The sequence below is a fragment of the Dietzia timorensis genome (genome assembly GCF_020742175.1).
GTDB lineage: Bacteria > Actinomycetota > Actinomycetes > Mycobacteriales > Mycobacteriaceae > Dietzia > Dietzia timorensis_A.
On sequence record NZ_DYXM01000246.1, the window covers coordinates 1 to 21,928 of the forward strand.

Annotated in this window: 16 protein-coding genes and 1 pseudogene; 5 read left to right on the forward strand and 12 right to left on the reverse strand. The window is 64.6% G+C overall.

All coding sequences use genetic code 11. The annotated features are described in order from the left end of the window. The 9 genes and pseudogenes from K8V11_RS12850 to infC form a co-directional block, all read right to left on the reverse strand. A pseudogene (locus tag K8V11_RS12850) lies at window positions 1-311 on the reverse strand (hypothetical protein); the annotation flags it as partial. A gap of 33 nt (window positions 312-344) precedes the next feature. After that, the gene (gene argC, locus K8V11_RS12855) at window positions 345-1,379 is read right to left on the reverse strand and encodes an N-acetyl-gamma-glutamyl-phosphate reductase (protein WP_303915008.1); all 1,035 of its coding nucleotides are present in this window, start codon (window positions 1,377-1,379) and stop codon (window positions 345-347) included. 68 nt (window positions 1,380-1,447) lie between these two features. After that, window positions 1,448-2,296 carry a bifunctional hydroxymethylpyrimidine kinase/phosphomethylpyrimidine kinase gene (gene thiD / locus K8V11_RS12860; protein ID WP_303915012.1) on the reverse strand — a complete coding sequence of 283 codons (849 nt, stop codon included), beginning with the start codon at window positions 2,294-2,296 and terminating at the stop codon, window positions 1,448-1,450. Further along, window positions 2,289-4,778, reverse strand: coding sequence for a phenylalanine--tRNA ligase subunit beta (gene pheT, locus K8V11_RS12865; RefSeq protein WP_303915014.1), 2,490 nt, complete (start codon window positions 4,776-4,778; stop codon window positions 2,289-2,291). The genes thiD and pheT overlap by 8 nt, the downstream gene beginning before the upstream one ends. 60 nt (window positions 4,779-4,838) lie before the next feature. Continuing rightward, on the reverse strand, window positions 4,839-5,894 hold the full coding sequence (gene pheS, locus K8V11_RS12870) for a phenylalanine--tRNA ligase subunit alpha (protein ID WP_303915016.1): 1,056 nt from the start codon (window positions 5,892-5,894) through the stop codon (window positions 4,839-4,841). Window positions 5,895-5,986: 92 nt separating this feature from the next. Next, window positions 5,987-6,835 (reverse strand): RNA methyltransferase, encoded by an 849-nt coding sequence (locus K8V11_RS12875; protein ID WP_303915020.1) that lies wholly within the window; start codon window positions 6,833-6,835, stop codon window positions 5,987-5,989. A gap of 32 nt (window positions 6,836-6,867) precedes the next feature. Next, window positions 6,868-7,248: a 50S ribosomal protein L20 gene (rplT, locus tag K8V11_RS12880; RefSeq protein WP_303915023.1), complete on the reverse strand. Its 381-nt coding sequence runs from the start codon at window positions 7,246-7,248 to the stop codon at window positions 6,868-6,870. Between the two features lie 74 nt (window positions 7,249-7,322). Continuing rightward, the gene (rpmI, locus tag K8V11_RS12885) at window positions 7,323-7,517 is read right to left on the reverse strand and encodes a 50S ribosomal protein L35 (RefSeq protein WP_067472959.1); all 195 of its coding nucleotides are present in this window, start codon (window positions 7,515-7,517) and stop codon (window positions 7,323-7,325) included. A 65-nt stretch (window positions 7,518-7,582) separates the two neighbouring features. Further along, window positions 7,583-8,173, reverse strand: coding sequence for a translation initiation factor IF-3 (gene infC, locus K8V11_RS12890; RefSeq protein WP_303915082.1), 591 nt, complete (start codon window positions 8,171-8,173; stop codon window positions 7,583-7,585). Between the two features lie 364 nt (window positions 8,174-8,537). Between infC and K8V11_RS12895 the strand changes: the two genes are divergently transcribed. After that, window positions 8,538-8,939, forward strand: a complete 402-nt coding sequence (locus tag K8V11_RS12895; RefSeq protein ID WP_303915029.1) for a DUF1844 domain-containing protein — start codon at window positions 8,538-8,540, stop codon at window positions 8,937-8,939. Between the two features lie 47 nt (window positions 8,940-8,986). On the opposite strand, the gene uvrA is transcribed toward K8V11_RS12895, so the two are convergent. Continuing rightward, window positions 8,987-12,103, reverse strand: coding sequence for an excinuclease ABC subunit UvrA (uvrA, locus tag K8V11_RS12900; protein WP_303915032.1), 3,117 nt, complete (start codon window positions 12,101-12,103; stop codon window positions 8,987-8,989). Between the two features lie 265 nt (window positions 12,104-12,368). Here uvrA and K8V11_RS12905 point away from each other — a divergent pair, with 265 nt between their 5' ends. From K8V11_RS12905 to K8V11_RS12915, 3 genes are all read left to right on the forward strand, one after another. Continuing rightward, window positions 12,369-13,055 (forward strand): MBL fold metallo-hydrolase, encoded by a 687-nt coding sequence (locus K8V11_RS12905; protein ID WP_303915035.1) that lies wholly within the window; start codon window positions 12,369-12,371, stop codon window positions 13,053-13,055. A gap of 137 nt (window positions 13,056-13,192) precedes the next feature. Continuing rightward, entirely contained in the window at window positions 13,193-14,263 is a 1,071-nt protein-coding gene (locus K8V11_RS12910; protein ID WP_303915039.1) for a DoxX family membrane protein, read from the forward strand. A 228-nt stretch (window positions 14,264-14,491) separates the two neighbouring features. After that, a complete protein-coding gene (locus K8V11_RS12915; RefSeq protein ID WP_303915041.1) occupies window positions 14,492-16,930 on the forward strand; it encodes an ATP-binding domain-containing protein in 2,439 nt (812 codons plus the stop codon). A 571-nt stretch (window positions 16,931-17,501) separates the two neighbouring features. Here the strand turns inward: K8V11_RS12915 and K8V11_RS12920 are convergent. Together K8V11_RS12920 and uvrB are read right to left on the reverse strand one after the other, a co-directional pair. Further along, window positions 17,502-17,957: a universal stress protein gene (locus K8V11_RS12920; RefSeq protein WP_303915043.1), complete on the reverse strand. Its 456-nt coding sequence runs from the start codon at window positions 17,955-17,957 to the stop codon at window positions 17,502-17,504. Window positions 17,958-18,083: 126 nt separating this feature from the next. Next, window positions 18,084-20,210: an excinuclease ABC subunit UvrB gene (gene uvrB, locus K8V11_RS12925; protein ID WP_303915046.1), complete on the reverse strand. Its 2,127-nt coding sequence runs from the start codon at window positions 20,208-20,210 to the stop codon at window positions 18,084-18,086. A gap of 183 nt (window positions 20,211-20,393) precedes the next feature. On the opposite strand from uvrB, the gene K8V11_RS12930 reads away from it, so the two are divergent. Beyond that, window positions 20,394-21,881 (forward strand): DUF4185 domain-containing protein, encoded by a 1,488-nt coding sequence (locus tag K8V11_RS12930; protein ID WP_303915050.1) that lies wholly within the window; start codon window positions 20,394-20,396, stop codon window positions 21,879-21,881. Window positions 21,882-21,928: the final 47 nt, after the last annotated feature.

Sequence of the window (21,928 nt, forward strand, 5' to 3'; positions counted from 1 at the left end):
ATGTGTTCCGCGACCTCGCCCGGGTCGGCGACTCCGCAGATCGCGACATCGATGGGGCCGACCTCGGTGCCGCGGGACCCACCGACGAACTTCGCCGCAGATTCGACGATCCGGTGGACGACGTCGAAACCGTGCTCCGGTATCGACGGGCACCCGGCGGTCACCACGATGGCACGCAGCGACCTCGAATGGGCCTTCTGCCGAGTCCAGGCCAGTTCGGCCGAACGATCGGGACCGGCGACGTCAATCCGCGCCGTGGTTCCGGGCCGGAGCGAGAGAAGCCGCACATCGACCGATTCAAGTTCGGTCACGTCTTCAAGCTGTGGCATATGCCGCACCCCGCCCTACGGCGCGAGGCCGACGAGCGGAAGACCGGCCGCCTCCTCGAGCCCGAGCGCGATGTTCATCGACTGAATCGCCCCGCCGGCCGTGCCCTTGGCGAGGTTGTCGATGGCCGAGGTGATGATCGCCGTCCCGGCTGTCGAGTCCACCTCGACGCCGATCTGCACGCAGTTGGAGCCGAGCACGTTCGCCGTCATGGGCTGTTGGCCCGCAGGAAGAACATGAACGAACGGCTCCTCGGCGTACGCCTCGACATAGGCCGCACGGATTTCCTCGGCCGAATGGGTCGTGGGAATGACGGCGGTCGTGAGGATCCCCCGCGCCATCGGCGCGAGCACCGGAGTGAACGAGATCTTGAGCGAGGAGTCCGTAAGCCAGCCGAGATTCTGCGTGATCTCCGGGATGTGACGGTGCACGGCGACGCCGTAGGCCTTCACGGAACCGTGCACCTCCGCGTGAAGCATGGGAACCTTTGCGGCCTTACCGGCGCCCGAACTGCCGGTGACGGACACGATGGTGATCTGCTCGCCGAACAGGCCACCCGCAACGCCCGGCATGAGCGCGAGGGTCGCACCCGTGGGGAAACACCCCGGGACCGCGATTTTCTTGGTGTTGGCGAGCTTCTCGCGCTGACCGGGAAGCTCGGGAAGGCCGTAGGGCCACGTCCCAGCGTGCTCGGTGCCGTAGTACTTCTCCCAATCCCCCGAGTCCGCGAGACGGTGGTCGGCGCCGAGGTCGACGACGAGGATGTTCTCCGACAGCTGAGCGGCGATCTCTCCCGAATGCCCGTGCGGCAGACCGAGGAAGACGACATCGTGCTTCGCGAGGATCTCCGGGGTGGTCTCCTCGAGCACCCGATCCGCGAGCGGGATGAGATGCGGATGCGAATCGCCGAGGCGCTGGCCGGCGTTGGAGTTCGCCGTAAGCGAGCCGATCTCGATGCTGCCGTCTCGGACCCCGGGGTGGTCCAGGAGAAGGCGGAGGAGCTCCCCTCCGGCGTATCCCGATGCTCCGGCAACTGCAATTGAAATCGTCATGCGCCCACTGTGCAATATTTTACGTAATTTTGCAACTACTTACGTTTAGTGTGTGGCGCGGTCCGCCGTCATGCGTGGAGGTACCAGTTGTGGTCGAGAGGCCCGCTCCCCTTGCCGACGTCCAGATCCAGGCCGCCGAGGAGCGCGCCGTCCATCCATGGCCGCACACGGGCGTAGGCCTGTTGCCAGTCCTCGCTGATGACCCGCGCCGTGGCGAGGGCGGAGGACATCGAGCATCCCGTGCCGTGGGTGTGAGGGGTCTCTACACGTGTAAAGGGAAGCTCGACGACACTGAGCTCTCCCCCGGTGGTGGTGACGAGGATGTCGGCGTGGCTGGCGTCCTCGAGGTCGCCGGTCGTGGCGAGCACCGCGACGCCGAGTTCCTCATGCGCCTTCGTCGCCTGCCGGACGACGTCATCGATTCCCGGCGCGGTGTCCTCCCCCGCCAGGATGCCGAGCTCGGGCACGTTCGGGGTGACGATCGAGACGCTCCGCGCGAGCTCGACAAGCGCCACCGTGGCGTCGTCTGTGGAAAGCTTCCCGCCGGTCGTGGCGACCATGACGGGATCCATGACGACGATCGGCGGGCGCTCGGACTCGAGCCATGCCGCCACGGTGCGGACGGTGTCGGCCTCGCCGAGCATGCCGATCTTCACCGCGTCGATGATGACATCCGCGGAGATCGACTCGAGCTGGGCCAGCAGCACCTCCACGGGCTGTGGGTACACGCCCTGGACGCCGGTGGTGTTCTGAGCGGTGATCGACGTGATCGCGCCCATGCCATAACCACCCATGGCGGAGATCGCCTTGAGATCGGCGAACAGCCCCGCACCACCCGTGGGATCGGTGCCCGCGATGGACAACACCCTCGGTACGAGCGCGGTGCCGGCCGTTTCGGCGTTCGCGGGCTCAGCCACGAAGGACCGCCCCCACCTTGTCGCCTGCCGCGCGGACTGCCGCGTCGCGCATCTCGCTTGCTTCGTCCTCGGTGAGCGTGCGGTCCGGGGCGCGGAAACTCAGCGCATATGCGAGCGACTTCTTGCCCTCGCCGACCTGCGCGCCGGTGAAGACATCGAAGAGTTCAACGCTCTCGCACAGCTTCCCCGCGCCGTCCGCGAGCGCGTCTCGCACGGCCGAGGACGGCACATCCGAATCGACGACGACCGCGACGTCCTGCAGAACCGCGGGATAGGCGGAGATCTCCGGCGCCGGGAGCACCTCGCCCACGCCGAGCTCGGTGAGGTTGATCTCCATTGCGCTCGTGCGCTTCGGCAGCTCCAAACGTTCCAGCACGGCAGGGTGCAGCTCGCCGGCGTGGCCGACGACGCGCTCGCCGCGTTCGTCGCGCACGACGATCTCCGCGCAGCGGCCGGGATGCCAGGGCGCGTATTGCGCCGCACGGATCTCGATGTCGACGCCGGCGCCGCGCGCGACCTCTCGCGCGGCCTCCACCGCGTCGAGGGCGTCCGCGACGCGCCCCGCTCCCCAGTGCCCGGCCGGCGCGCGCTCGCCGGAGTACAGGGTCGCCACATACAGCGGCTGATAAGGCAGCGAGCCGTTCAGCTCTTCGATCTCTGCGTTCGATGGCCGCGCCGAAACGTCGAACACGTCGATTCTGCGCGTCTCGGGCGTGCGTTGGGTGACCTGCGAAATGGAGAACATCGACAGCGAGCGGCGGCCGCGCGCGAGGTTACGGCGTGCGACGTCAACAAGCGGTGGCAAAAGGGTCGTCGCGAGATGCGCCTGCTCGGCATCGAGCGGATTAAGTAGCTCCATGGTGTTGCGTCGCGGGTCGTCGGCGTCGAGGCCGAAGGCGTCGAACACCGAGGGGTTGAGGAACGGGAACGCGATGACCTCGACGTGGCCCGTGTACGCGAGGGCGTGCCCGATCGCGCGGCGGGAGCGCTGAGCGGCCGTGAGTCCGCGGCCCGACGGTGCCTGCGGCAGAATCGATGGGATCGATTCGAGCCCCTCCAGGCGCAACACCTCCTCGACGAGATCGGCGTTCATCGTCAGGTCCGTCCGCCAGGACGGCGGGGTCACCGAGAGGACTCCTTCGTCGCCCGCGACGACCTCGCAGCCGATCTGTCGCAGCCGCCGCTCGGACGTTCCCTTCGGGTAGCCCACACCGGCCACCTCGTCGGGGCGCGCCGCCGGGAACTCGATCGTCGGCATTTCCGGGACGCCGCCGATATCGGTGAGTGTGGGTTCGACGCTGCCACCTGCGATCTCGGCGAGGAGGGTGGCTGCTCGGTCGAGCGCGGCGATGGTGATCCCGGGGTCGACGGACCGCTCGTAGCGCTTGCCCGCCTCACTGGGGAGCTTGTGCCGACGGATCGTGCGGAAGACGTGCAGCGGCTCCCATACCGCGGCCTCGAGTAGTACGTTCGTCGTGTCGCCCGCGACCTCGGTGTCGGCGCCGCCCATGACGCCGGCGAGCGAGATCGGTCCGCGGTCGTCGCAGATCACGACGTCGCCGGAATCGAGCGTGCGAGTCTGGTCGTCGAGCGTGACGAGCTTCTCACCGGAGCGGGCGAAGCGCACGTGCAGCCCGCCCTGCAGGGTGTCCGCATCGAAGGCGTGCATCGGGTGGCCGAGCTCGAGCATCACATAGTTCGTGACGTCGACCGCCGGGGAGATCGGGCGGATGCCCGAGGTGAGCAGTCGCTTGACCATCCACCACGGCGTCCGGGCGCGCGCATCGATTCCGGTGACCTTTCGCGCGGCGAACCGCACGGTGTCGGCGTCCTCGTCGATGCGGACGGGCCATGCCTCTTCGGCGTCGCCGAGACCAAGCTCGCCGGCGGGCTCGGTGAATTCGAGATCGAAGCCACAGGCCAATTCGCGGGCAAGGCCTCGCGCGGAGAAGCAATAGCCGCGATCCGGAGTGATATTGAGTTCGATGACCGTGTCGTCGAGACCGAGCACATCCACCGCGGAGTCGCCGGGCTCGCCGGTGCCTTCCCGGAGGGTGATGATCCCGCTGTGGTCGTTGCCGATGCCGAGTTCCTTCGCCGAGGCGATCATCCCGGCGCTCGGCTTGCCGTAGGTCACGCGCTCGCCGATCTCGAAGTTCCCGGGCAATACGGTACCCGGCAGCGCGACCACCACGAGGTCTCCCTCGGCGAAGTTGCGTGCACCGCACACGATCTCCTGCGGCGCGTCGTTACCCACGTCGACGTGGCAGAAGCGGATCGGCTTCTTGAAGCCCTCAAGCTCCTCGATCGACTGCACGCGCCCGATGACGAGCGGGCCGGTGGTCTCCGGCAGCGCTTCGGGTTCGCCCTCGACCTCAAGCCCGACGGAGACGAATCCGGCGTCGAGCTCCGCTGCACTCACGGACCAACCTTCGTTGGCTCGCTGCAGGATTTCCGTCAGCCAGGACTGTGCGATCTGCACGGTGGGTGCCCGCCTTTCGCTTCGGTGGGTGGTTTTGGATCAGTTATGACGTCGGAGGCGCTAGGCGCGCACGCCGAACGGGAGCGAGAAGCGGACGTCGCCTTCGATAATGTCGCGCATGTCCGAGATTCCGTTGCGGAACTGCAGGGTGCGCTCGAGTCCCATGCCGAAGGCGAATCCGGAGTAGACCTCGGGGTCGACGCCGCACGCGGTGAGCACGTTCGGGTTGACCATGCCGCAGCCACCCCATTCGACCCAGCCGGCGCCGCCCTTCTTGTTCGGGAACCACACGTCGACCTCGGCGCTCGGTTCGGTGAACGGGAAGTAGTTCGGACGCATGCGCGTGCGCGAATCGGGGCCGAACATGGCGCGGGCGAGGTGATCGAGCGTGCCGCGCAGGTGCGCCAGCGTCAGACCCTTGTCGACCGCTAGTCCTTCGACCTGGTTGAAGACCGGGGTATGCGTCGAGTCGATCTCGTCGGTGCGGAACACCCGGCCTGGGCAGGCGACGTAGATCGGCGGCTCATGATGGAGCATCGTGCGGATCTGTACAGGCGAGGTGTGGGTGCGCAGCACCTGGCGGCTGTCCTCCGGGGCCACGTGGAAGGTGTCCTGCAGCGTGCGCGCGGGGTGGTCGGGAAGGAAGTTGAGCGCGTCGAAGTTGTAATACTCGCTCTCGACCTCCGGACCTTCGGCGATCTCCCAGCCCATCGCGACGAACACGTCGGCCACCTGCTCGGAGATGATCGTCACGGGGTGCTGGGCGCCGCGCGGTGCGCGGGCGGACGGCACGGTGAGGTCGAGGGTCTCGGCGACGAGTACGGCCGCGTCACGTTCGGCGAGGAGAGTCTCGTGGCGCTCGTCGAATGCCTGCTGGGCGCGCTGACGCGCGGCGTTGACCGCTTTGCCTGCTGCCGCCTTCTGTTCCTTGGGCAGAGAGCCAAGCGAACGCCGGCTGAGCGCGATGGGGCTCTTGTCGCCGAGGTGGTCGGACTTGGCTGCGGCGAGCTCCTCGAGGTCTCCAGCCGCCGCGAACGCCGCAGCCGCGGCCTCCGCGTGCGCGTTCAACGAGTCCTCGGACACCTCGATGTTCTCGGGCGCTCGGTCACCTGCCACGGTCGTCCACTCCCTTTCGGCGTACTCCGCCCTCGCGCAATTCGCCGTGCGAAGGCCCTAGATAGTGTCCCAGAGTAATGGATGCGGGGCATCTATCCCGCAGGTGGATGTGCGATCGCGCTGGAGTGGAGGCAGATCGCCGCTGCGGTGGCGATGTTGAGGCTCTCGGCCCGGCCGCGCAGCGGGATACGCACCCGCGCATCCGCCGCGTCGCGAAGCTCCGGAGCGACGCCGTGCGCCTCGTTGCCGAATACCCACGCCGTGGGCGCCGACAGCAAGGCGTGGCCCTCGGGCGTGGTGATGTCGATGTCGCCGTCTCCGGTGGCCACGAGAAGCTCAAGCCCCGCGTCCGACGCGCGCGAGGCGACATCGGCGACCTGGATACCCCGCACTACGGGCATGTGGAACACGCTGCCTGCCGAGGCGCGCACGGCCTTGGGCCCCTCCGGGTCGGCGGAGTCCGAGGTGAGCCACACCTGGTCTGCGCCGAGCGCGTCCGCTGCTCTGATGAGGGTGCCGACGTTACCCGGTTCCGCCAAGGCCTGCCCGATCGCGACGATCCGCGGTCGCGTCCCTGCGCCGACGTCCGTGGTAGGCACGGAGGCGTCGTGGACGATGGACCGGCAGAGGGCGACGATCCCCGGCGGGGTCACGGTCGCGGACAGCCCCGACATCGCCCGCTCTGTGACGGCGGACAGCGTGATCCCTGCATGGGACACTGCGCCGACGAGTGCGCCGAAGCGATCGAGCGCGTCCGGCGTCATAAATACTTCTTTTGCCACTCCCGCGCCGAGCGCGGCCTCGACCGAATTGGCGCCCTCCGCGAGGAAGGCGCCGGCCTTGCGGCGGGCGGCGGCGCGGTGGAGTTTGGATGCAGAAACGACCCGCGGAGTCCGTTCGGTGAACGGGTCCGCGGGTCGTCCGCTGGAGTTCGATGCCATGGGCACTCGACCGTCGTTACGCCGTGTTGGCGTTACGCAGCCGGCGCGTTGACGTCGGAGGGAAGCGCCTTCTTGGCGGTCTCGACGAGCGCGGTGAACGCGGCCGGGTCCGACACGGCGATCTCGGCGAGAACCTTGCGGTCGACCTCGACGCCGGCGGCCTTGAGACCCTGGATGAAGCGGTTGTAGGTCATGTCGTTGGAGCGCGCAGCGGCGTTGATTCGCTGGATCCAGAGCTTACGGAAGTCGCCCTTGCGCTGACGACGATCCCGGTAGCTGTAGGTCATCGAGTGGAGCATCTGCTCCTTGGCCTTGCGGTACAGGCGCGAACGCTGACCGCGGTAGCCCTTGGTCGACTCGAGAACTGTACGACGCTTCTTCTGGGCGTTGACCGCCCGCTTTACACGTGCCACGGGTAATTCCTTTTCTTACGGGGCCGGCGCCCTTCGAGGCTGCGCGGCCGGAATGTTCTTGAAGCGGCCGGTTCTTACTGGCCGAGAAGCTTGTTGATGCGAGGAGCGTCGGCGTCTGCGACGGCCGTGCGTCCGTCCAGGCGACGGGTGCGCTTGGTCGGCTTCTTCTCCATGATGTGGCGACGGTTGGCCTGCTGGCGGACGAGCTTGCCCTTACCTGTCTTACGGAAGCGCTTGGCGGTGCCCTTGTGGGTCTTCATCTTCGGCATTGGAAATCCTTTGACACTCTTGCTGGGCGCCCGCCACTGGTGCGGGCGCTTTCGGTTTGGGCGCGCTACTGCGCGTCGGACTCGGTCGTCTTGTTGCTGCTATTGCCGCGGGACTTCGCGTCCTGCGCCTTCGCACGGGTCTTCTGCCCGCGGTGGGGGGCGACGACCATCGTCATATTGCGACCGTCCTGCTTGGCGTTCGTCTCGACAAAGCCGTAGTCGACAATGTCGTCGGCGAGACGCTGCAGGAGACGGAATCCGAGCTCCGGACGCGACTGCTCGCGTCCGCGGAACATGATCGTGACTTTGACCTTCGAGCCCTTTTCAAGGAAACGAACGACGTTTCCCTTTTTGGTCTCGTAGTCGTGGTCGTCGATCTTCGGGCGAAGCTTCTGCTCCTTGACCACGGTCTGCTGCTGGTTCTTACGAGCCTCGCGCGCCTTCTGCGCTGCCTCGTACTGGAACTTGCCGTGGTCCATGATCTTGGCCACCGGGGGGCGTGCATTCGGTGCAACCTCGACGAGGTCGAGGTCAGCTTCGTAAGCCAGACGCAGGGCGTCTTCTACGCGAACAATTCCGACCTGTTCGCCTCCCGGACCCACAAGACGGACCTCGGGGACGCGGATTCGTTCGTTAATGCGGGCTTCGTTGCTGATGGGGCCTCCTCAGTAGTGCCAATTCACTGGTCGACGTAGCAAATGGCCCCGCACCCGCAGACGCCGCGCGGGGGGATCCCCGCACCGACAAATGCGAAAGGCCCATCTGGGAAGATGGGCCTGCGTGCACCGAAAGACCACACCCGATGGATTCGAGCGAGGTTACGGTGAACCATCAAGCTTCCGAATCTACGGTGCCGGATGGTGGGAGCAGGCTCCACTTGCGTGAGCAGCGCCCCAGGACAGGGCGCACTCTTTTAGTCGTGCTGTAAGACTAACAAAAGGTCGGTGCCCACCCAAAACCGCGGCACGCGCGAGCCGGGACGTTTTCCCTGGGCGCCCGCGCGCGTGGCACAGTTGAGGCATGAGCGAAGGACGCGATCCCAATATCAATCTCGATGATCTACTTGCGCACGGCGAGCATTCCGATGGCGAGCATGATGTCGACGTTTTCGAGCTTGCCGACGTTCCCGCCCAGGAGATCATCCTGCGCTCGATCATGGTGTTGATGAGCGCCGCGGCGGAGAAGCTCGGCCTGTCTTCGGACGACCCCGCCTCGAGCCCCAGTCTCGACCTCGACGAGGCTCGCCGTTTGATCGACGCCCTCGCAGGCCTCGTTGCAGGTTCGGCGGAGTATCTAGGCCCTCAGGCGAACAACATCCGCAATGGGCTTCAGGGACTTCAGCACGCCTTCCGCGAATCCTCCGCGATCCCGGACGAACCCGGCCAGGGCCCGGGAGAGAAGTTCACCGGGAAGGTTTACTAGCACCTACTCGTTGCGGCGCCCGGCCATAGCCGAGCGCCGCCGTCACCTCAGCGCAGTTTGCGCGCCTTCGAGCGCGCGGACTGCGCCTTTTTCTCTGTAGCCGGAGCCGCCTTCTTCGCGGCCACCTTCTTCGCTGGCGCCTTCTTCGCTGCCTTCGTGCCGGCGTCCGCCGTGGTGGTCGACTTTGCCGAGACGGTCGCCTTTGCTCCGGACTTCTTTGCCGTCGTCTTCCGCGCGCCGGCCTTCTTCGCGGGCGACGCCGGGCTCGCGGCTTCTTCCTCGTACACCTCGACCGGCACGGGGTCCGCTCCGGCGAGGACCTCTTCGAGGAACTGCCCGGTGTAGCTTTCCGACACCTTCGCGAGTTGCTCGGGCGTTCCCTCGGCGACAAGCAATCCGCCGCCGCTGCCGCCTTCGGGGCCCATATCGATGACCCAGTCCGCGCATTTGATGACATCGAGGTTGTGCTCGATAACGAGGACGGTGTTGCCCTTGTCGACGAGTCCCTGGAGCACGCGCAGGAGTTTGTTGATGTCCTCGAAGTGGAGCCCGGTGGTCGGTTCGTCGAGGATGTAAACCGTCTTGCCCGTTGACCGCTTCTGCAATTCGGCGGCGAGCTTGACGCGCTGGGCCTCGCCCCCCGACAGCGTGGTGGCGGGTTGTCCGAGCCGCACGTAGCCGAGCCCGACCTCCGTCAACGTCTTGAGATACCGGTGGATCGAGGTGATCGGCTCGAAGAAATCCGCTGCCTCCTCGATCGGCATCTCGAGAACCTCGGAGATGGATTTACCCTTGTAGTGGACCTCGAGAGTTTCCCGGTTGTAGCGGGCGCCGCCACACACCTCGCACGGGACATAGACGTCCGGCAGGAAGTTCATTTCGATCTTCAGCGTGCCGTCGCCGTGGCATGCCTCGCAGCGACCGCCCTTGACGTTGAACGAGAACCGGCCGGGCCCATAACCGCGTACCTTCGCCTCATTTGTCGCCGCAAACAGGCCGCGGATCTTGTCGAATACACCGGTGTAAGTGGCCGGGTTCGATCGCGGCGAGCGCCCGATCGGCGACTGGTCGACCTGAACCAGCTTGTCGAAATCCTCGACGCCATCGATGCGGCGATGGCGCCCCGGCACCTGCCGCGCGCCGTTGAGCTGATTACTCAGCGTCATCGCGAGGATGTCGTTGACGAGCGAGGACTTTCCGGAACCGGACACACCGGTGATGGCGCAGAGCACGCCGCCGGGGAAACGCACATCGATATCGCGGAGGTTGTTCTCCCGGGCCCCGCGAACGTACAGCGAGCGCGGTTGGTTCGAGGCGCGACGACGGGCAGGCAGCGGAATCGACTTGCGGCCGGCAACGTAGTCACCCGTGAGCGATTCGGGGTTCTTCAACAACTCCTTGTAGGTGCCCGAATGCACGACCTTTCCGCCGTGCTCTCCTGCGAGCGGCCCGATATCGACGATCCAGTCCGAGGCGCGAATCGTGTCCTCGTCGTGCTCGACGACGATGAGTGTGTTGCCGAGATTCCGCAGCCGCTGCAGCGTATCCAGGAGTTTGCGGTTGTCTCGCTGGTGGAGGCCGATCGAGGGCTCGTCGAGTACGTACAGCACGCCCGCGAGACCGGAACCGATCTGCGTTGCGAGTCGAATGCGCTGGGCCTCGCCACCCGACAGGGAGCCTGCAACGCGATCAAGCGAGAGATAATTGAGTCCGACATCGAGAAGGAAGGTCAACCGCGCCTGGATCTCGCGAAGCACCTGCCCCGCGATCATCTCCTCGCGCTTACCGAGGGTGAGCTTGTTGAGGAACTCCGAGCAGTCGGCGATGGACATCCTCGTGACATCGGAAATCGACTTGTCCTGGCCGCCGGCGCCGGCGAGGGTAATGGCGAGGATCTCCGGTCGCAGCCTCGTGCCGCCGCAGGACGAGCACGGGATATTGCGCATGTATCCCTCGTATCGCTCCTTCTGCGATTCGGAATCGGTCTGCGACAGCCGGCGCTTGAGGAATGGCATGACGCCCTCAAACTTGGCGTCATAGGAGCGCGAACGGCCGAAACGGTTCTTGAAACTTACCCGCACCTTGATCGGCGCCCCGCCGAGAACCGCCTTGCGCACCTTTTCCGGCAGCTCGTTCCAGGGCGTGTCCATAGAAACGTCCATGTGGTCCGCCAACCCCTTGAGCAGGTGTTGGAAGTACGACTGGGACATGCCGCCGGTCCACGGCGCGATCGCGCCACCGGCGAGCGAACGCTCGGGGTCCGGCACGACGAGTTCCGGGTCGACCTCCAGCTGGGCACCGAGGCCATCGCACGTCGGGCACGCGCCATATGGGCTGTTGAAGGAGAAGGTACGGGGCTCGATTTCATCGATGCCGATCGGGTGACCGTTGGGGCACGCCATGTTCTCGGAGAAGCTGCGTACGCGGTTCGGATCATCATCCGGCAGGTCCACGAAATCCGCGACGACGATTCCTTCTGCAAGGCGCAGCGCGGTCTCGATCGAATCGGTGATGCGCTGCTTCGACGACGCCTTGACCGAGATCCGGTCGACGATGACGTCAATATCGTGCTTTTCCTGCTTCTTGAGCTTCGGCGGCTCGCTCAGCTGGATCCGCTCCCCGTCGACCATCGCGCGGGCATAGCCCTGCGAGGCGAGGTCCTCGAAGAGATCGACGAACTCGCCCTTGCGCGTGCGGACGACGGGAGCGAGTACCTGGAACCGCGCGCCCTCCTCCATTTCGAGGATCTGGTCGACGATCTGCTGAGGGGTTTGGCGGGCGATAACCTCCCCACATGTCGGGCAATGCGGCGTCCCGGCGCGTGCGTACAGAAGACGGAGGTAGTCGTACACCTCGGTGATCGTTCCGACCGTGGACCGTGGGTTGCGGTTGGTCGACTTCTGGTCGATGGACACCGCAGGAGACAGCCCCTCGATGAAGTCCACGTCCGGTTTATCCATCTGGCCGAGGAACATGCGGGCATAAGCGGACAACGACTCGACATACCGGCGCTGCCCCTCGGCGAAGATCGTGTCGAAGGCGAGGGAGGATTTTCCGGAGCCGGACAGTCCCGTGAACACCACGAGAGAGTCCCTCGGGATGTCGATATCCACGCCCTTGAGGTTGTGCTCGCGGGCGCCGCGGACTACCAGCCGATCGATCAACTTCCACTCCTAAGTAATACGGTCCGCGGGAAAACCTCCCTGCGGTGTGGGCACCACTAACGCACCGGCGCTCGCCTGTAGACGGCGAGCGGTCAAGGCACCCGTATGCAATTTACCCGCCGGGTCCGACAATTACGCCCGACGTCATACTCGGGGGTTTTCCCGAAGCACTGACGCAGTGGACACGGACGGGCGCGAAACCCGTTCTGGCACTAAAACTCTCTATTCGGTGTCGCGTGACGACCGGACCGGTATTCTGGATCGCATGAGCACCGACGACATCACCTTGCTCGACGAATACACCGGTCATCTCCCCGAGCCGCGCACCGCGGCGCAGTTTTCCACCCCGAACGCGCTGGTGACAAAAATTTCGCTCGGCGACATGGACAATAACGCCTACCTCGTCGAGTGCAAGGACTCCGACAAGGTCCTCCTCATCGACGCGGCGAACGATCCCACCGAGCTCGTCCGCTTCCTGCGCGGTTATCGGTCGATGCGCGGGCTGGTCGTGTTCACGACGCACTCCCACGCGGATCACTGGCTGGCACTGCGGGACATCGTCGACGAATTCGGCGCGAAAACCATGGCCCCCGCGGGCGACGCCGAGGCCATCGACGTCCCCACCGACGAGGTGGTCAGCCACGGCGATTCCATCGAGTGCGGGCGCATCTCGCTCGAGGTGATCACCCTCCATGGCCACACCACTGAGGGTGCGGCACTCGTGCTGGAGGACGGCGGCGAAACCCACATCTTCACCGGCGATTCACTTTTCCCGGGCGGCCCGGGCAAAACCTCCACGCCCGAGGCGTTCACCTCGCTCATGGACGACCTCGAATCGCGCATTTTCGCCAGGTATGACGACGGAGTCGCTTTCCACCCCGGCCACGGCGACGATTCCACGCTCGGGGACGAGCGGCCGCACCTCGGCGAGTGGCGCGATCGCGGCTGGTAACTTTCGCTGTTGCCGTGGTCGATGTGCGGAGAATCGGGCTCCGATCGCCCGCTGATCCGTCCATGTCCAGCCGTTTCTGCACGACGTACGGTGGTACCACTACCGTGGAGTAAGTTCCCTACTATAGGAGATAACGAATGATTCGCTTTATCGCCCGACCGATGCTTGCCTCGGTATTCATCCTCGACGGCGTTTCCGTGCTGCGCAGCCCCGGCGAGCGCGCTGCGGCCACCGCGCCGGTCGTCAACCGCATCGCAAAGAACACCGAGAAGGCCGCGCCTTCCGGCCCGACCGGCGAGGCCGCCGCGGACAAGGCCGCCAAGGTCCAGGCAAAGCCGGACACCACCTCGAAGAACGCCGTCCGCGCCCTCGCCGCGGTGAAGATCGGCGCCGGCGCGCTCTTCGCGATCGGCAAGGCCCCGCGTCTGTCGGCGACGGTACTTGCTGCGGCACACGCGCCGACGATGGTCGCGCGCTTCTCGGATACCCCCGGCGGCTCGCTGTCGGGCTCGGACACGAAGTTCGTCGGCCTCGCGACCGATGCCGCGCTTCTCGGTGGCCTCTTCCTCGCGGCAGAGGACACCCAGGGCAAGCCGGGGCTGCGCTGGCGCGCCCAGGCTGCTCGGGGCGAGGTCTCGGCGGCCCTGCCCGCCATCAAGGGTGAGGCCCGTTCGCTGCGGAGCGCCCTCGAGTCGACGGCCCAGTCCATCGGCTCGGATGCCCGTAGCTTCGCCGGTACCGTCGGCGACCAGTCGCACAACGCCTCGCAGGCGCTGTCGAACGTGACCGAGAACGTCGGCGAGAACCTTCCCGACAACGCCAAGGTGTGGAGCGAGAAGGCAACGACCGCGGCCACCTCCCTCGCGCACAAGGCATCCGACGCCGGTCAGAACCTGTCCCATCGCGTCCAGAACGCCGACACCGGTGCGCTCCTCGACAACGCCCGTACGCGTCTTTCCGAGGTGGATGTCAAGGGCCAGTCGGAGAAGTTGCGCGCCAACGCGACCCCGCTGCTCGATTCGGCGCGCACCTCCGCACTCAACCTCCGCTCGGAGGCCGAGACCCGCGGCAAGGCGCTTCGCGAGGAAGCCGCCAAGCGCGCGAAGGAGGCCGAGAAGTCGGGCAAGCAGTACCGCAAGCAGGCGAAGAAGCGTGCGGATAAGGCGAAGAAGCGCGCCCAGAAGGCTGCGAAGAAGGCCGGCAAGTAAGACCAACGCGCACCAGCGTTCAAGACCGTCCCATCGGCCCGCCGGATGGGACGGTCTTTTTTCGTCGGTGTGAGAACGATCTCTCCGTTCTCGCGGCCGGGCGGGGAATGTTTTCCACCTCTTCCGAGTTGCACCACCGGAAGGGCCACGTTGTCGGTTGCCACAGCGCGCAAACACGTAGGCTGGATCGCCACGTCCACTTCGGATGTCGAGGAGGCACAACACACTTTGACTCACCCGGACCTGCCCAGCGAGCAGAAGTATATGGGGCGCCTCTACGACCGGCTGGAGGAGCTCAAGTCGACGGCGCGACGCCGACTCGACGAGGCACATTCCGCCGGCGGCGGCACCCCTCAGGCCCGCTCCGAGCGCGAGTCCTACATTCGCCTCTACAACCAGGAACTCGCGACCTATCGCGCAGCGAACATGGGTTTGTGCTTCGGTCGGCTCGACGGGTCCGATGGGTCGACGAACTATGTGGGCCGAGTCGGTCTCCGCGAGGACGATGCCGAGCTCACCCCGCTCCTGCTTGATTGGCGTTCGGACCTCTCGCGTCCTTTCTACCTCGCGACGGCAGCCCGACCGGAGGGCATCGAGAGGCGACGTCATATCCGGTCCCACGGCCGCAAGGTCGTCGACATCAACGACGAATATCTCGATGCCGAGCTGGCCGCGCGTTCGGGCGCGAAGGAGCTCGACGCGGCGGACGTTGCCGGTGAGGGCGCGCTGCTCGAGGCTCTCGACAGGGCGCGAACCGGCCATATGACCGACGTCGTCGCCACGATCCAGCGCGAGCAGGACGAGATCATCCGCAACCAGCACCGCGGCGTCATCGTGGTGCAAGGCGGACCCGGTACGGGTAAGACCGCCGTCGCCCTCCACCGTGCCGCTTACCTGCTCTATACCTTCCGCGAGAAGCTCGATCGCAGCGGCGTGCTCATCCTGGGTCCGAACTCCACGTTCCTCGATTACATCGAGCGTGTGTTGCCGTCGCTCGGCGAATCCGGCGTCGTTCTTCGCACAATTGGCAACCTATACCCGGGCATCGAGGCCGTCGACACCGAGCCCGAACACGCCGAGGAGGTCAAGGGGTCCGAGGACATGGTCGAGATCCTCAAACGTGCGGTCAAGGACCGGCAGTCCTCCCCTAGTGAGAAGACGACCATCTCGGTCGACGGCGTATCGCTCGATGTCACGCCCGCCATGGTTCGCAAGGCCCGCGGGCGGGCACGGATGTCGCGCAAGCCGCACAACAGGGCCCGCCCTGCATTTGTCGATGTCCTCCTCGACCAGCTCACCGACGTGTACGCGGACGTCGTGGGACGGCCCCTTCATGTGACGGCGGGCGACGCGGAATCCGCGGCCCGCGAGGCCGCGCTGTTCTCCGACCCGGATTTCGACGCTGCGGACGATTCCGGGCTCGTCGATGTCGTCACCGAGGGTGGACAGGTCGCCCGGATCGATGAGGGCGGCCCCGAGGCGCTCGAACGCAACCTCCTCACCGCCGACGATCTCGCGAACGTCCGCGCCGAGCTCGAGGATCACGACGAGGTCGCCGCGTTGATCGACCAGTGGTGGCCGATCCTCGCGCCCGAGGACGTTCTGGCGGACCTGCTGTCCTCTCGTGAGGCGATCTCCTCGTCCGCCTCTGATTATGTCGAGGAGGACCAGGAGGCACTGTTCCGCACCGACGGCCATGCCTTCACACCTGCCGATGTTCCGCTCATCGACGAGCTCGCGGAGATCCTCGGCGTCGATTCCGAGGCGGAGCGCGAGGAAGAGGAACGAGCCTGGCAAGAGCAGCTCCGGCAGGCCGAAGAGGCATTGGAGATTCTCCAGGGCTCGGCGAATATGGAGTTCGAGGACACAGATTCGGAGATCCTCGCCGCGTACGACATCGTCGACGCTGAGGCGTTGGCACGGCGAAATCGCGCCGATTCGGACCTCACGGTCGCAGAGCGCGCCGCGGCGGACCGGACCTGGGCGTTCGGGCACGTCATCGTTGACGAGGCCCAGGAGCTGTCCCCGATGGCGTGGCGTATGGTCATGCGCCGCTCACCGAACAGGTGGATGACGCTTGTCGGCGATATCGCGCAAACCTCCAATCCCGCCGGCGTCGATGCGTGGGGGCAGGCGCTCTCACCGTATGTAGAGGACCGCTGGCAGCTGTGTGAGCTCACGGTGAATTACCGCACCCCGGCGACGATCACGGCTGTCGCGGACAATCTCCTACGGTCGATAAGTGACACGATCTCCTCCCCGCGCCCGGTACGTGAAGGCCGGTATCCGGTGGGCTGGCATGACGCCCCGTTGGATGATTCGGGCGCGATCGAATCGACTTTGATGTCAATTCTGGCGACCTTGGAGGAGGGACGCAGCACGGCGATCGTCGCAACGGCCGAGCGATGCGCGAAGCTCGCGCGACTTCCCGAACTGCAGTCCGTGTTGTCGGCCTCTACCGAAGACGCAGGTCTGCTTCAGGTCGAGGATGTCCGCCGGGTCAAGGGCCTGGAGTTCGACCACGTCGTCGTTGTGGGCCCTGGCGAGATTACCGGCGGATCGATCCAGGGCATGCAGGACTTGTATGTCGCACTCACACGCGCCACCCAGCAGCTACACATCGTGTTTGACGGCGTCGTTCCTGCCGAACTCGGGGCGAATAGCTAGCGTGTTTCCGCGAACTCCCCGGCTGCCTTCTTATAGGCTCCCTGGTGTGGAATCTGCATCAACAAGCGTCGGCTCGGGTCGACGTCCCGCTTCGACGCGAGCCTTGGCGAGCATCGCGTTCCTGGCTATGGGTGTCGTGATGTCCGGATGCGGAGGCGACGAGAACGAGGCCACTCCCCCGTCTTCGTTTCCGGACTCTTCTAGTTCGGAGTCCCCGACTCCTACAGAGAATGCGCGCACTACTCAGCGCGAGGGTTTCGATGACGCGCTCGCGAAGGCTGGGATGGGAGATCTCCCCGCACCCGTTTCCGACACTCTGGCAACTTTGGCATCCAATGTCTGCGCCGCCGGCGGTGGAGAGTCGCAGAAGCCAGACCGTATCAAGGAAATCATGCCGGTCGCAGAATCCGTGGCATCACTGGTACCCGGCACAGATGCGCGGCAGGTCGCGGACACTGTTTATGCCGCCGGGCTGGAGAATTTCTGTTCGTGACGCCTCGCCCGACTCCCGCGGCATCGCTGAAGATGCCCGGAAACGGGCGAAAACGAACCTGTTCCGCTTTTCCGCTTCCTAGGTTGTGTGGACAATGAGCACGTCGCAGTCTGCGCGACGGGCGGTGTCCCCGGGAACTGAGCCCCATATTCGGCTGGCGAAGGAGTTCATCCCGCGGTTTCCGACGATGAGCAGGTCGATGTTCTCGGTCTTCGTCAGCTTGATGAGCGAGTCGACCGGACCTCCCTCGATTGTCTTCGTCTTCACACGCTCGGAGGGAACACCGGCTGCAACAGCGCGCTCACGCGCCGCGCGCACGATGTCGCCCGCGGGATTATCTCCCTGGATCTGGTAGGCATCCGAGCCGAGTTCGTCGGCCGCCGCAGCGCTGGCACGGGATTCGAGCGGGGTATATGCGCAACCGATGAGCAGTTCGGCGTTATGCGCCTCGGCGACTTCGGCGGCCTTTGTCACAGCCTTGAGCGATGTCTCCGATCCATCGGTCCCGACAAGCACCTTGGAGTACGTGGCCATGGACGAACCCTTTCTTTCGGTCAATTCGGACCCATTGTAATAACGCTATGGGCGAAACAAGCACAACAATTTAGCCAATTCTAGGCCAGTAATGTCTGCGACGTTGCGAAATGGCCCGCTCGGAATTTATTCCAGACCCGCGTCCTTCATTCCGCGAAGTTCCTTCTTCAAATCGGCGATCTCGTCGCGCAGCCTTCCCGCGAGCTCGAACTTCAGCTCGCCGGCAGCGGACTTCATCTGCGCCGTGAGTTCGCCGATGAGCTTCTCGAGATCCTTTGCGGGCATGTCCTTGGGGCGCTCGAACTCCCCGATCATCGTCGCGTCGCCTGTCACACTCTCGCTTGCCGAATCCTGCGAATTCGCTTCCTCGTACACGATGTCGAGAATGTCGTTGATGCTCTTTCGCAGCGGCTGAGGATCAAGGCCGTGAGCCTCGTTGTAAGCGATCTGTTTTTCCCTACGCCGTTCCGTTTCCTCGATCGCCGACTGCATCGAATCGGTAATACGGTCTGCATACATGTGCACTTCGCCGGAGACATTTCGCGCCGCGCGCCCGATGGTCTGGATCAGCGAAGTCGTCGAACGGAGGAAGCCTTCCTTGTCCGCGTCGAGAATTGCCACCAACGACACCTCGGGAAGGTCGAGCCCCTCACGCAGGAGGTTGATGCCGACGAGCACATCGAAATCTCCGCGTCGAAGCTGGCGAAGAAGCTCGACACGTTGAAGCGTGTCGACTTCGGAATGCAGGTACCTCACCCGGATATCGAGTTCGACGAGGTAATCGGTGAGATCTTCGGACATCTTCTTGGTCAGCGTGGTGACGAGCACGCGCTCATCCTTTTCCGCACGTTCCCGGATCGACGTGATGAGGTCGTCGATCTGCCCATGGGTGGGCTTGACCACTACCTTCGGATCGACGAGACCGGTCGGGCGGATGACCTGCTCAACGAATTCCCCTCCGGCCTCCGTCAATTCGAAGGTTCCCGGCGTTGCCGAGAGGTACACGGTCTGGCCGACCCTCCCGCGAAACTCCTCGAACGTCAATGGCCGGTTATCCAAGGCCGACGGCAACCTGAAGCCGAAATCGACGAGGTTCCGCTTGCGTGACATGTCGCCCTCGAACATCGCTCCGATCTGAGGCACCGTCACGTGAGACTCGTCGATGATGGTGAGGAAGTCTTCCGGAAAGTAATCGAGCAGCGACGCCGGCGCACTTCCCGCCGGGCGTCCGTCGATATGGCGCGAATAGTTCTCGATGCCCGAGCAGAACCCGACCTGCTGAATCATTTCCAGATCATAGGTTGTCCTCATGCGGAGGCGTTGCGCCTCCAGGAGCTTTCCCTGCTTTTCGAGTTCTGCGAGCCGCGTCTCCAGCTCCGCTTCGATGCTGGCGACCGCCTTCGCCATGCGTTCGGGGCCCGCGACGTAGTGGGTCGCCGGAAAGATGCGCAGGTCATCGACCGTGCGAATCGTGTTGCCCGTAAGTGGATGGATGTAATGAAGCGAATCGATCTCATCACCGAAGAATTCGATACGTATCGCGAGTTCTTCGTACGTTGGGATGATGTCGACGGTATCGCCCTTGACGCGGAAGGTTCCACGCGTCATCGCCATGTCGTTGCGCGAATACTGCACGTCCACAAGGAGTCGTAGGAAATCATCCCGGTCGATTTCCTGGCCTACGTGGAGCGGCACCGAGCGGTCGAGATACGACTGCGGGGTACCGAGACCGTAAATGCAGGACACGGAGGACACGACGACAACGTCGCGCCGGGAGAGAAGTGAGGACGTTGCCGCATGGCGCAGTCGCTCGACATCATCGTTGATCGACGAGTCTTTCTCGATATAGGTATCGGTCTGCGCGATGTACGCCTCTGGTTGATAGTAGTCGTAATACGACACGAAGTACTCGACGGCGTTATGCGGCAGCATCTCGCGAAGCTCGTTCGCCAGCTGCGCCGCGAGAGTCTTGTTCGGCGCCATGACCAGAGTCGGACGCTGCAACTTTTCGATCAGCCAAGCAGAGGTGGCGGACTTACCGGTACCTGTCGCGCCCAACAGAACGACATCACGCTGACCGTCCCGTACACGCTTCTCCAGGTCCGCGATCGCCGTAGGCTGATCGCCCGACGGCGAGTACGGGCTTTCGACCTCGAACGGCGCGCTGGACCTTTCAATCTCTCCGATCGGGCGGAACTCTGACTGCACCGTATAGGGGTCATTGTCGTCGGGGATCTCAGTTGCAAACGCCATGCACCCATCGTACGAGGTATCGCGGACAGAAACGCCTGGGGCGCATGGGGCTCAGCTGAGGGGAACTACTCAAGCAACTCTCATTCTTTTCCCAATTCTTCACTTAAAACGTACTGAAATCCCGGCATTAGACAACTAAGCTTGTCGAATAAATACCCATGCTCAGACGCGCTAGGAATGCACATGCCGGCCATGCCACGCCTCGTCCGGAGGGCCTCATCCCTCGCCCTCGCCGCAGTCACCGCAACCGCTGCCTTGACCGTCGTAAGCATCTCCACCGACTCGGTACCGACCGCACATGCCAGCCCCTGCCAGGGTCTCGGCGATGGAAGCGTCGGGACGATGGGAACGCCGGGAGAGCTCGTCATGGGAGGCGTCTACCGGGCGGCAAGCCAGGCGGGCATCCTCAACAACGTTGCAGACGCCCTCGTCGGTAACTCGATTCCGTGGTTCAACAACCTCGGCGGGCACATGCCGAAACTCACCGGGCGCACCGACTCTGTCGCACTAGTCACCGGCCGGACGAGCCCGAACAAAACCGCTGACCGCTTTGGCATCACGGGCACCGACCTCGGAATCATGTGGGACAACGGCAACGGCGAGGTACTCATGGCGGTCGGCGATACCATGGGTAACTGCATTGGCGACTCGCAGTGGCGTTCAAATGTCCTCTTCCGTTCCAAGGACGGAATCCTCGAGGACGGGATGAATCTCGACAATGCACCGATGGAATCGCCAGGCCTGGCGAAGTCCATCATTCCGCGCTCCGGCATCCCCGGCGCCGAACGTACAGTCATCCCCACCGCAGGCATCTCCGTCGCGGGCAAGCAGTACCTGCGCTATATGTCGGTGATCGACTGGGGTCAACCCGGGCACTGGGAGACCAACTACTCCTCACTTGCGGTTTCCGGCGACAACGGCGAGAACTGGAATCAGCTGCCCTGGACGTGGCGCGTCACAGGACAGAACCGACTTCCCGTCGGACCGGCGAACTTCTTCCAGCATGACGTCGAAGTTCCGCAGCCCGGCCAGGACGCCCCTCGCAAGGAGCGCCGCAATGATCCGCCGCCTCGCATGGACAATGGCCAGATGAGCGCCTTCGTCAAGGACGGCGACTTCGCGTATGAGTTCCTCACACCTTCGGGTCGTCAGGGCGATGCCCGTGTTGGTCGGGTGCGTATCCGCAACGAACAAGGCCAAGAATACTGGCAGGATTTCGAGAATCCCGGCGCCTACGAGTATTGGGACGCCGGCAAGCGCGAGTGGACCGGCGACTTCAACCGCGCGACGCCGGTCATTCCGGCTCCCGTGTCGGAGCTGTCCGTCGCCTACAACGAATACCTCGGCCGCTACATTGCGCTCTACACCAACGGAGACAACAACATCGTCATGAGACAGGCTGACAGCCCTGTGGGCCCGTGGTCGGGCGAGGACGTGCTTCTGTCGTCCAAGAGTCTGCCGTCGATCTACGGCGCCTACGTGCATCCGTGGTCGCTCAACGGCCGAGACATGTACTTCACCGTGTCAACCTGGGATGCGTACAACGTTTTTCTCATGAAAACCAATCTCGACTACGTACGCCGCGGTGAGATCACCCCCGAGAATCGCCCCGACCCGGCCACGACGGGCGAGGTCCAGGAACTCAGCCGGACTCCTATCCCGGGTTTCTAACCCTCTTGACACAGATCAAGCCCTGAGCAGCGAAAGAACACATAAGA

Coding starts and splice junctions, on each gene's coding strand:
- argC (WP_303915008.1), bottom strand. CDS start 1,379: ATGACGATTTCAATTGCAGTTGCCGGAGCATCGGGATACGCCGGAGGG.
- K8V11_RS12875 (WP_303915020.1), bottom strand. CDS start 6,835: ATGGCATCGAACTCCAGCGGACGACCCGCGGACCCGTTCACCGAACGG.
- rpmI (WP_067472959.1), bottom strand. CDS start 7,517: ATGCCGAAGATGAAGACCCACAAGGGCACCGCCAAGCGCTTCCGTAAG.
- K8V11_RS12895 (WP_303915029.1), top strand. CDS start 8,538: ATGAGCGAAGGACGCGATCCCAATATCAATCTCGATGATCTACTTGCG.
- K8V11_RS12905 (WP_303915035.1), top strand. CDS start 12,369: ATGAGCACCGACGACATCACCTTGCTCGACGAATACACCGGTCATCTC.
- K8V11_RS12910 (WP_303915039.1), top strand. CDS start 13,193: ATGATTCGCTTTATCGCCCGACCGATGCTTGCCTCGGTATTCATCCTC.
- K8V11_RS12920 (WP_303915043.1), bottom strand. CDS start 17,957: ATGGCCACGTACTCCAAGGTGCTTGTCGGGACCGATGGATCGGAGACA.
- uvrB (WP_303915046.1), bottom strand. CDS start 20,210: ATGGCGTTTGCAACTGAGATCCCCGACGACAATGACCCCTATACGGTG.
- K8V11_RS12930 (WP_303915050.1), top strand. CDS start 20,394: ATGCCGGCCATGCCACGCCTCGTCCGGAGGGCCTCATCCCTCGCCCTC.